The following is a 12,142-nucleotide window of genomic DNA, read 5'->3' on the forward strand; positions in this document are numbered from 1 at the left end:
TACTGTCAAAGGTTAATGACAACAGTTTTGTTTCATAAGTTCTGTTTTCCGAATAAGCTTCTGAACCATATAAAGTGAACACAAACAAAAGATACTATTTGCATAAAATTTAAGATTAAAATATGCCCTTTTGCAATCCCGATATATAAATTATAAGAATCAAAAATATAATAAAGCAAAGAACAGCAATTCCCATTATGGCTTTACTTTTTTCACCATTTTTATATGTGCGAACGATCCCTGCTACCAAGGCGTACAGCACTAGAATACACCAAAGTAATGTGAATTTTAATTGAATATTGTTATTCCATTTAAAGTAATCTCTCCCGATAAGATATATTAAAATAGAAGTTATAATTGGAAATCCAATAATCGAAATGTATAAAGGAGTTTGAGTCCCCCCCCCTTTTATGTCTTTAATAAAATGCCATATATAGTATATGAAAATACAGAGTACAGAAATTATCTGAACTTTTGATGGCAAATATTGAAAGGCAAAGATATATGCAATAAGCCATAAAATTGTTTTTTTTGTTGTTTTATTAGGATCTCTTCTTATTTTTTTCAACTCACTTTTTAGTTATATTTTTTTACCATAATATACATTTTTAATGACTGAGCCACCCAACGATATAACTATACCGAGACCTACTGTAGTAGCTAATGCTGTTGCTGTTGCTGTTGCTGTACCAACGGAAACTCCTAGAAACGCCCCTATGAATAATACACCTACATCAATCAATGTCCTTTCAAAAGGATCTTGATAGTTTTTATAATTATCATATACCCCATATCCCCAAAAAGCCAAACCTACCAAACCTCCTCCATATTTATATACTGCATTCAGTCCAGGATATTTGTGGATATCACCAAGAAGTTGAGGAAGCACCCCCCCCTGCACTATCAGGTATAACAAATCTGTGTTCAGTTACTTTACTGGCTAATTCACCTATAATTTCTCCATCAACGAGAGCACCCAAAGATGAATATAATGTAATTAAAATATCATCTTTAGTTAATGCGCTTACCCCATAACCTGAAAATTCTATCCACTGTTCATGACTAACATAAGCTGCAATAGGGTCATAGCCGCTTGTATCTTTTAAGTTTGCCGGTTCCCCGTGAGCATATGCATATCTATTAAGGCTATAGGTATATACCCTAAAAAAAATTTAACCCAATCATCCTCCCTCAAAGATGCAACTTCATTGTTGTCATTATCAAATAATTTAATAACCCTCAATTGAGGCAGTATGGTTCTGTTTGCTTTAGCTATATAGGAGAGCCTATAATCTTGATAAATATTATATTCATAATTAAATTTTATTTTTTTTTTGCTTAATTAATAATTCCATTTCATCACTTCCTCTTTATTGCAAATAAGTTGCATAAATTTAAGCAATTATAATCCTTTTAAAAGGTATCATATTCTTTTTTCGTTATTTTCCATACTAGACAAATATTTTTCCTGTTCTTTGATAAAGTATATCTCGGATATTATACTTACTATGTGAAAACAAATAAACTCAAATGTTGTCTTAACAACATAAGATAGTCTAAAGATTTCAGAGACATAAGTAGTAAATAATAAATAAACTAATCCACTCAAAGAACCTTTTAACACAATCATCATTGCCTTTTTATGTTCTTTCCATATGGTATAATTTATTAAAGCAAAAACGCATATGCCACCAAAAGTTAAAGGTAATAATAAATGTATTGATATTTAACTTTAATGAATTTTTTCATTCCCAACCCCTCTATATTAAGTATTGGATTTTGCAATTGTTCATACAATTTTTACTTGCTTGATAAATATATATTCGAACTTATTGTTTCAACAATTGCAAAATCCTGATTTTCATTACTTTTGGAAGAGTCATAGTACTCTGCATAAAGAAGCTCGAGTTTCTGCTGAATATAAAAAAGAAGTTGTAAAACCAACAATATGAGTTTGATTTTACAACAGATCTAATTAAAATTATTTTTCAACTTCTTAAAGTAGCTCCGGCTGCTGGGATATTTTAATCTTCGGGTTTCCATGTTGGATCAAATTTTTATCACTTGATAAATACATACAATAAAGTTGAGATAAAAGCTGCACAAAGAGCTAATATAATACTGCCTGTGAAAGACTCATTTTCATCAGGATATTTTATATAACTATAATAAAACATCATAATCACAATGCTTGATTGAATAATAAACCAAGTGAAGAAATATAATAAAAATTCCACACGTGTACTCCTTTCACTATATATAGGCTAATTAGGCGTTTGCGAAACGCTGGAACCCGCATAATTACATGACTTTTTCGTTACAAAATAAAACAACTCCTCACTGATTTATGGTAAAATTGAATTGTAGAAAAACAAATTCACCACTACCTCAGAAAGGAGTTATATACATATGTTACCATATAAACAGCTTTCTTTGGCAGATATTTTTTCTGATTGCAAAGAAAAATTTGAAAATGATAAATATCAGTTCCTTTCCCTGCTTGAGGATAACATCAATCTTGACGAGTTGGTTCCCGCTTCTTTCAAAAACCACTTTTACGCTTCTACTGGTAGGCCACGGAAATTTCAGCTTTACGCTATGCTTTGGGCACTGATTTTGCAACGTATTTTTTCCATACCTACAGATTCCCTGTTAATCATTTTTCTTCAATACTCTAAAGAATTAAGGGATTTCTGCGGGTTTACTAAAGTTCCTGATGCTTCTAAGTTCACCCGCTTTAAGTAGGATTTCCTTTTGGACTTACAATCCATGTTCGAATCCTTAGTAGATATTACCGAACCGATATGCCAACAGATCGATCCCAAACTTGCTGAAATGACCATATTTGATACCTCTGGTATGAAGGTTTTGTTACCGAGAATAACCCTAAATACATAAACCGTATTATCAAACAACTGAAATCCTTTAAAAAGGCTAAGGAGATTGACGATTCCTATGACCCTTATAAGGCGCCTACGCCTCTATGCCCTCCCATGCTGCTTCTAATCCAGCCATTCAGCAAATGTATATCAATGGGCATTTCTGCTATTCCTTTAAATTTGGTATTATAACCAACGGTCTTGGCATTGTAAAGAATATTTCCTTCTACAATTAAGAAGTTTCTTGAATCTCATGTCGATATCATAGCCGAGAAAAAATCCGATTCTCCTAATGAAGATAAATCACTTGCAGATTCAAAGGTTCTCATACCCGTTCTTAAGGATTTCTTCGCCAAACATCCTCTGATTAACTCTAGGGTATTCATAGGTGATGCCGCTTTCGATATCATTCAGATTTATCATGACTTATTTCATGATTTAAAGTTTCAAACTGCTTATATTCCTTTAAAGAACAAACTCTCTTTGCAAGATGCTGACTGCCCTTTAAATGAAGACGGTATTCCCTGCTGCCCTCATGACCACTCTCTTCCCATGAATCGTGAAGGGAGCAAAACTCATCTGCGTTGTGGTCTCCCAACAATGAAATTTGTCTGTCCCAAGATGAAATGGGTTTGGAATAAAGAAAATCACTCCAGTAAACGGGTTTGTTTCTGTGAAAATCCCTGCACCACTTCCTCCTGCGGACGCATGTTTTATATCTATCCTGAAAAGAATCTCCGGGCTTACCCAGGGACTGCCCGGTGTACAAAGGAATGGAACGATACATATAAAATACGGGCCTCTGTTGAAAAGGATATCAGCTATTTCAAAGATAGTTACTATATTGCAGGTCGTAGGACTCAAAACGAAAAAACCCTTCATGCCGATTTGTTTCTTGCAGGCATTTCACAGCTTATCACTGTTGTTGTAGCTGATAAGATAAATAAGCACCAATACATTAGAAGTTTAAAACCGCTTATTGCATAGATATTGTCTATATTCATACTTCCTTCTTTAAACTTCTTTATTTTTGCACCCTTTTTCTATATTGGTCTGTGTATTTGAGAAAATGCACCTTGTTAGATTTTTAAAACTCTTCTTTTTCTTTATCAGGTATTCTCTGTTCAATAAAATCAATTAGTTTCGCAATTACCTATATATAGGCTAATATATAAGATTAATTAAAAGAGGTTAATTTATGTGTAGAAAAGGACATTGCCCCTTCCAGGCAAGGTTCATATGTATTTAATTGAATCTATTATTTGCCAGGACTGCTCAATTTTATGTGTGAATCAGAGATTCTGGTGAATATTTAAATAGGTGTATATGTAAAAGCTCCTTTCTGCTTATATCTGCTTTTCCAGAAAGGAGCTTACTTTTTCATTTGCCCACAAAATTATTTACATTACCTGATTAAATAATCTATCTAATCGTTCACGTATCATATCGATAAGCCCCAACAATCTATCAGGTATATCTGTAAAATAGTTAATATTGTGCTCTATTAAAATCGTATTGATTGCACTCTGTCCAGCTACTGAATGTTTTTTTGTTTTCATATATATGTTTTTGTACACAACCCCTCCAAGTACTGAGTATTTTATAAGACCGGAAGCTAGTTCACTTATATAGTCTGTTATAAATATTTTAGTCATATTCCGATTATTCTCCGCAATTTCTTCTGCATTTCCTAGATTATAATGTTTTATTATATACTCAATTTGTGGAGTTAACTTTTCAGGTGCAACACTATAACCTTTTCCATTACCGGTAGTAAATGCATGCCCCTTATCACTTTTTTTGCTATAGCCACTATATTCAATCCACTGCTCATGACTTACATAGGCTGCAATAGGGTCATAGCCGCTTGTATCTTTTAAGTTTGCCGGTTCTCCATAAGCATATGCATATCTATTTAAGCTCTTTGGATTACTTAAATCACCTGCTATTATATCTTTCGTTAAAAATCTTCCGATTCCTGCTGCATAATATCTGGAATTTAAGAAATATAATCCGCTTTCCTTATCATACCTATAACCTGCATAGGTATAAGCATGTTCAAATCCGGTATCATTGTTGATATCTACTGTATTGCCGCTGCCATCTTTAACGCTTATAATATTCCCATAAGGGTCATAAACATACTGCCTGTAAACATTACCGCTACTGTCGGTTACAACAGTCACATCTCCATGACCGTTGTAGTGATAATAGTAAAAATTATTAATGGTAGACCCAATAGAATAATTAGTACTTACTGCAAGGAGTTTTCCCTGGGGTGTCCTTATATACAGCGCACGTATGTTTCCGGAAACATAATTGCTTGACGTCTCATATAAAAGCTGTCCTCCAAAATAATGGTAGGTTATTGTCTCACCATTGGCTGTCTTTGTCAGCCTCCTGCCTTCACCGTCATAGGTGTAAGAGGCTATAACTGTTCCGCTGCTGTTTTTGACTTGGGTTAAACGGTTGAGAGCGTCATAGCTATATTGGTATACCGTTCCTTTTAATTTTGCCTTAATGAGGTTCCCGTTATTATCGTAAGCAAAGTCTGAATTCCCCGTAATCCGGTTATCGCCATCATAATTAAAAGTCACAGTGCTTATTGTTCCGTTTCCGTTTGCGACGCTCATTGAAGTAATATTTCCTGCCGCATCATAATAATAATTAAATGTATGGGCTGAGCCATCGTTAATTACTGCATTTGTCAAACGGTTAAGCTTCTCAGTGCCGTTATTGTACGTATAGCTTGAGCTTGGATTTCCGGGACCATTTCCTGTTATTCCGGTAATTCTTCCATCTGAGTTGTATTCAAACCTACTCGACCATTTCACATTATTGTTGTTGTCAACTGTTTGAATTCCGGAAACCTTATTTGATTCGTTGTAAGTGAATTTATCTTTTGTGTTGTTTGAATTTTGCCTTGCAACCAGGTTGTTGCCTTCATCAAAGTTAAATCCAAAATTTTTTCCATCCCCTGTTACTGAATTTACCAATCCTGACCTGGTATAACTGAAATTGTATTCTATGGGATAAGATGTGTAGCTTTTATGCGTCATTTTAAAGCCAAGGAGCTGGTCTTGCTCGGAATACATATCAGTATCCGGAGCGCTGATGGTCGTCAATATATTATTGTTCCCATCCTTTTGAACCTGACCTGTTAAATTTCCGACCTCATCAAACTGGTAATTTGTATTTGAGCTGCCGGGAGTTACAGAAGTTGTCAGCCGTCCTTCCAGATCATATTCATAATTATAAGTCTGTCCGGTCGATAAATCAACTTCTTCTAAATCTCCGTAACTGTTGTAGCTTCTTTCTGCTGTTGAATTATTAGGATTAACTGTTTTAATCAATCTTCCGGTTTCGTCGTAATAGAAAGAAGTGGTATTATTGAGTGCATCCTCCTCGGTTTTCACATTATTATGGACGTCATAGGTAAATGTCGTATTATTATAGGTTTCAACCCCTGCTTCAAGCTTAACATTAGTAACATTACCATTGGCATCCCGGGAATAGGTTGCCGTATTATTAGCATTGTCAGTTGCGGTTCTCATGCGGCCCTGGCCGTCATAAGTATAACTTATACTTTCGCCGCCCGGGGCTGTTATTTCTGCAGGCAGGCCATAGGGATTTGACTGTATAGTTATCTCATTGTTGAGCTGGTCTACAGTGCTGGTTATATAATTCTTGTTTGCATCGTAAGAATTTGTTATTGCCAGCCTTCCCGGGCTTAATCGTATATTATCAAAATAGGCATCTCCTTTGGCATTATACATTCTTAGGAGTATTTTTACCCTGGCACTGTTTACCGGAGGCTCCAGTATAAGAGCATACTTTGTCCATCCCGAGGTTTCCTTTATATATTCAGTAGAGTCATTACCCAGATAATTATTGGAAGAGTCATAGTAATCTGCATACAGAAAAGCTCCTCCATTTCCCGAATCCACAACAATTCCGCTGGTCTCTATATATCCAAGCAGCGTGTACACTTCCCCATGCTTAACAGGAATCACAGTCTGCGACTCAAAGTAGGAATTTCCTGTTGTTGAATGACTTATCTTTGCGTAATAATCACCGGAATAACCGCCGGGGGCATTTACAATACTGGCATTGCCCGTTAATGCCCACTTAAGATTTCCCCTTTCGAAGGAAGAGTTTTCTATAAAATTATATCCTCTTGATAATTGGCTTTTCTCTAATTGGATATTGTCAAAGTAGCCGTTATTGTTTGCCCCATATACAACTGCCTGTACTCTGGCATGAGTTGCCTGTTGAGGAGATTCAACCGTGCCGGTATATCTTTGCCATTCTGTGCTTCTGATATTTGGAATTTTATAATCACCCAGTGCTGTATAGGTTCTCACACCGTTTGCATCAACAGTTTCCCTATACCATATTATTCTTAATGCAGGACCTTCCGCACTTCCTAATTGTCCTGCTTTTACATCTCCGCTTATTGTAAAATAGTCAGGAATCCCGTTTGTTGTTAAATTAATATATTCTGTGGTAGTTTGATAAGCGGTATAGTTTGAACCGGGATTAATATGAAGGACATTGCTTTCCTTTGTGTTGTCATATTCTATCTTATTAGCTATAGTACCTGCAGGTGTATTGGCTGACCAGTCAACAGGCTGGTCACCGCTTAAGTTTTCAAAATTGCTGTTTAAGACCCGGTTATCTGCAATGCCCAACAGATTGGATTGCAATGTTAAATTCTCCGAATCATAGCTGTAGGCATTTGAGTTAAGTGTCTGGTTTGTACTGGTTTCTCTGTTAAGATTCACAGGATCCCATACATGCTGAACCTTATTCCCATCGGCCTGAGTCAATTCCTTAAGATGATTGAAATAATAGTCCATGCTTGTTTCCCTGTCAAGGGGGTCTGTTGATTTAATCATATTTCCAACTGCATCATATTGGTAAGAATATTTTTTACCGGACACAGCCTTTACCTGCTCAGGGGTTGTAATGCTCCTTAAGCGGTCAGATGCATCCCAGTCCAAAGTCATTTCTGACTTATCTTTACCCGGCTCTTTTGGGTCAACAATAACTGCTGCAGGTGTACCGTAATTATAGCTCTTATATTGCACCAGTTCTCCCACAGGAGTTGTTACCCAGGATGACTTAACCCCGTTATCCATCCCATAACGGAAATCGGTATGCCCTTCAAAGTCACCTGCAGTTAAACCAAGTTCAAATTGAGCCCCGTCAAAATATGCACTTCCGCCAAAATGAGAAGCATCGTGTTCTGTTTCAAGATAAAGCCTTGCAGTTGCTGCATTAGACGCTGCAGTAAAATTAATTGCCCTATTCTCCCAGTTTGAATTTGTGCCGGTAATGCTGGTGCCTCTGGTGTCCAGCCAGCTGATATGGTTTCCACTTGCATCCAGCTGCTCAACCTGGATGAAGGCTTTACCGGCGAGATTGCTTGTTTTTATATATGCTGAGAAACTATATGCAGTTCCGGGTTTTACAGATACGTCCTGATATGCATAAAGATAACTCATTCCGGCTCCCGGTTTATTAACGCTTGTTATATTAAGGCCGTTCTTGCCGTATTTGGCAATGCTGCCTATCTTTACACTTCCGTTATCATTGTTAACCACTGTCATCCAGTTGTCCGGAGCTATATTGTCAGCACTGGCCTCGAGGCTGGGATTTGAAAGCATATTTTTAGTCCCGATACTTATTACCTGATTGCTTCCGTCATAGTTTATATATTTCTTATTACCGTTTTTATCAGACAATGAGCTTAAACGTCCGTCTTTCCATTCATAATTAACAGTTGCTGCCGTATATGGGCTGTTATCGTAAGTGACACTTGTAAGATAACCATTATTGTAAACATAAGAAGCCTTTATTTTTCCGGGTTCTGCCGAGGTTATAATCTGATTCACATAACCGCTGCTGTTCAATGTAAGAGTCGCCGAACGCCCTGAAGGGTCAGTTATGAAAATGATTTGTAAAACTCTTGTTATAGTTGTCGTATTCCCTTTTCCGTCATTTAACTGCGTAAGCTTCCCATTACTGTTAAATGTTAATGACGGCAGCTTTGTTTGGTATGTGCTGTTTTCCGAATAAGCTTCCTGTACCCTGTAAACTGTGGTTCCGCCGCTGGTTTCTTTATACAGCTGAACGGGATAGCTGCTAGGCGCCGCATAAGTTAATCCGTCACTCTTTAACATGAAAGGACGTTCAGTTCCTGCTGAATCTATAAGGACAACACCCCAGGATTCCATTACGAGCTGCATATCAAGGTTTGAAAACCACTTGTTACCGAAAATTCCATTGAGATTGCCCCGGCTGTTATACGTCCTGGTTATACTTATGGGCATACCCCTGCCCGGCAAAGAAAAATCTGCAACTGAGGATACAAGGTTGCCGTTAAATGTATTGACTGCACCGGCCTCAATATTTGCATAACTCCAATAAGGGTTCAGGCCAATCTCGTCAGTTATATAAGTTAATGACAGCAATGGTCCGAATCCGGTAGGACTCTCGCTGCTGTAATAGAAAAATAACGGATTGTATTCATTATTATGTTGAATCATAAATCCATAATTAGGCAAGTCCCCATTTACCCAGCCTTTGACTATCGACCACACATTAAAATTAACCCAGCCTGTGTGATTTCCTGCCACATTGGCAAAGCCGGCCTGTGTTTCATCATAGGTTTCATCTACTGTCGGCTGTGTTGCCCATGTTACATTTCCCGACCAAGCAGAAGTTATTCTCCTTGCAATCAATGTTTCTGTGGCTACATTGGAAGTAGTATACTTATATATTGATAAAACCGCATCAGTTACTATATTTCCTTGTGGGATATCCGCAAATCTTATCAGAGACCTTGTTCTCATTAAATTATATGTGCCAGTCTCATATCCTGTCGCAATAATTCATTGACATAATAACTGTAATTTGTACCCTCCGCAATAAAAGTATCCACTCCATTGCTTCCCACCTGAGTATACCAATTATATGTTGTAATGGTTGGATCAACTGTTACAGGATAAGCGCGGGAAGGGTCTTTTAACCAATTGGGGTCAGCCGTCACAGTTACAGTGAATTCATCAGGGTTTTTACCCGTTTCAATCTCCATGCTTATATCCTGGCTGGATTCATTTTTACCGTCAAACATATATGGCTTAGGTATTACCAACACAGCCTCGCCTGTATTTTCATCCTTCAGCGCAATGCTTCCGTCATTCTGTTTTTCAGGCAGCAGGCCATTTGACATAAAATTGAATGTATAAGAATTAGCGGCGTCTGGACTTTTCAGTATAATATTTTCTTTAAGCCCATCGGAAAAAGTGACATACTTCAAATCAACATCTGAAAGTATTTCCGGATAAGTCACTGAAAATGTGTCATTAACTGCATCTACTGAATTTACATCAGCCATATTCCATGAAATTTTTTGATTTTTATCAAGCCTCAATGCAGCCAATTGCCCGGAAGCGGAGTTTTTAGCAAAGTCGGTTTTGAAAGAGTTTGCTTTGTTGCTGAAATTGAAGCCTTTTTCGTCAGAAGATGAAGCAATTTCATTTGAAATATCCTGCCATTTACCGTTTTTATCTTTATAGTGCCTGGAATTTGCAGATATTTCTGCCGTTATAGTTCCGTCATTATTAAGATAGTACTTTGCATGCTGGTTTCTTTTTTCATTTAATTCCGTAATACGTGTCCGATTCTTTTGGCGATAATACTTGGCATCCTCATTTACTCTTAAGTTTTCTTTAGACATTGATTGTCATCTCCTTTTTTAATAATAATTGATTATATTTGTTTCTGATTTTATATCTATTTCCAATTCGTATAATTTCATTTACAGACTTTGTAATATTTTATGGATAATATTACCATGTAAATAACAATAATACAACTAAACTATTATATAAATATTGATAAAAAATAAAGTGGGATGGATGATTAAATAAAATAGATCATCCGTAAGCGGTGAACAATCACCGCCTTACAGCTGTTTTTTTAATTTGTCTTTCCTCTTACAAAAGAATGAAAATATAAAAAGCTCTTTACACCAACCGTGAGGTTTAGTATAAAGAGCCACTTACATTTACAGTGAAACATATTTTTCTATTCTGTTTAATCCTTCTTGTATGTTTTCCATTGATGTGGCATATGAAAGCCTTATATAATCATCGGCTCCGAAGCCGGAGCCGGGGATAGCGGCCACCCTTACTTCCTCCAGCAATCCGTCGCAAAAGCTTAAGGAATCCTTTATCAATTTGCCCTTTATGGTTTTTCCCTTTACCTTGCTTATATTGACCATAACGTAAAAGGCTCCCTCCGGCTTTCTGCAGGATAAATGAGGCATGGAATTTATTTTATCAACCATGTAGTTTCTTCTTTTTTCAAATTCCTGCCTCATATTTTCGATGGTGTCCTGATTGCCGCTTAAGGCAGCCACGCTGGCATATTGAGCAATGGAACTGGGATTTGAAGTGGCATGGCTCTGGATATCCGACATTATCTTTATAATCCTTTTATCCGCTGCCGCATATCCGATCCTCCAGCCTGTCATTGAATAGGCTTTGGACATTCCGTTGACAAGGATGGTCCTCTCCTTGATTTCCTGCCCCAATGAGGCTATGCTTATATGCTTTAAATCGTCATATATAAGCTTTTCATATATTTCATCGGATATAATAATTATATCCTTTTCAACTGCTATCCTTGCAATAATCTCTAATTCTTCCTTGGCATAAATTGTTCCGGTAGGGTTGTTGGGACTGTTTAATATAATGGCTTTTGTCTTATCCGTAATAGCGGCAAGGAGGGATTTTTCAGTGTACTTAAACCCTTCTTCTTCTTTTGTTTCAACATATATGGGCGCTGCATCCGCCAGCTTTACAAGCTCGGGATAGCTTACCCAGTAAGGTACGGGTACAATGACTTCATCACCGGGATTGCATATTGCCAAAAGGGCATTATTAAGAGAATGCTTTGCTCCGTTTGAAATTATAATCTGTGAGGCTTCATATGTAACACCATTTTCTTTTTCAAGCTTTTGGCATATGCTTTTTTTAAGCTCTGTGATACCTGATGCAGCGGTGTATTTTGTGAGTCCTTCTTTTATAGCAGATATGGCGCTTTCCTGTATATCATCCGGGGTATTGAAATCCGGTTCTCCTGCTCCAAAACTGACAACATCCATGCCTTCACTTTTCATTTTTGCTGCTTTTGCTGTAATCGCCAGCGTTAAGGATTCTTCAATTGCCATTCCTTTTCTTGACAGTTCCATG

4 protein-coding genes and 1 pseudogene are annotated in these 12,142 nt (G+C 37.0%); 1 reads left to right on the forward strand and 4 read right to left on the reverse strand.

Annotated features, from left to right (window positions below):
* Window positions 1–580: 580 nt before the first annotated feature.
* Complete coding sequence (locus OXPF_RS11855) at window positions 581–889, reverse strand: hypothetical protein (protein WP_054875417.1); 309 nt, start codon at window positions 887–889, stop codon at window positions 581–583.
* Between the two features lie 1,520 nt (window positions 890–2,409).
* On the opposite strand from OXPF_RS11855, the pseudogene OXPF_RS21840 reads away from it, so the two are divergent.
* Window positions 2,410–3,810, forward strand: a pseudogene (locus OXPF_RS21840) (transposase).
* A gap of 469 nt (window positions 3,811–4,279) precedes the next feature.
* Here OXPF_RS21840 and OXPF_RS11870 read toward each other — a convergent pair.
* From OXPF_RS11870 to OXPF_RS11880, 3 genes are all read right to left on the reverse strand, one after another.
* Entirely contained in the window at window positions 4,280–9,736 is a 5,457-nt protein-coding gene (locus tag OXPF_RS11870) for a DNRLRE domain-containing protein (RefSeq protein ID WP_054875419.1), read from the reverse strand.
* Window positions 9,736–10,623 (reverse strand): hypothetical protein, encoded by an 888-nt coding sequence (locus OXPF_RS11875; RefSeq protein WP_054875420.1) that lies wholly within the window; start codon window positions 10,621–10,623, stop codon window positions 9,736–9,738. Before OXPF_RS11875 ends, OXPF_RS11870 begins: the two co-directional genes overlap by 1 nt.
* 330 nt (window positions 10,624–10,953) lie before the next feature.
* A complete protein-coding gene (locus tag OXPF_RS11880) occupies window positions 10,954–12,141 on the reverse strand; it encodes a pyridoxal phosphate-dependent aminotransferase (protein WP_054875421.1) in 1,188 nt (395 codons plus the stop codon).
* Between the last annotated feature and the right edge of the window lies 1 nt (window position 12,142).

It is taken from the genome of Oxobacter pfennigii, assembly GCF_001317355.1.
Classification (GTDB): domain Bacteria; phylum Bacillota; class Clostridia; order Clostridiales; family Oxobacteraceae; genus Oxobacter; species Oxobacter pfennigii.

Coding starts and splice junctions, on each gene's coding strand:
- OXPF_RS11880 (WP_054875421.1), bottom strand. CDS start 12,141: ATGGAACTGTCAAGAAAAGGAATGGCAATTGAAGAATCCTTAACGCTG.
- OXPF_RS11870 (WP_054875419.1), bottom strand. CDS start 9,736: ATGAGAACAAGGTCTCTGATAAGATTTGCGGATATCCCACAAGGAAAT.
- OXPF_RS11875 (WP_054875420.1), bottom strand. CDS start 10,623: ATGTCTAAAGAAAACTTAAGAGTAAATGAGGATGCCAAGTATTATCGC.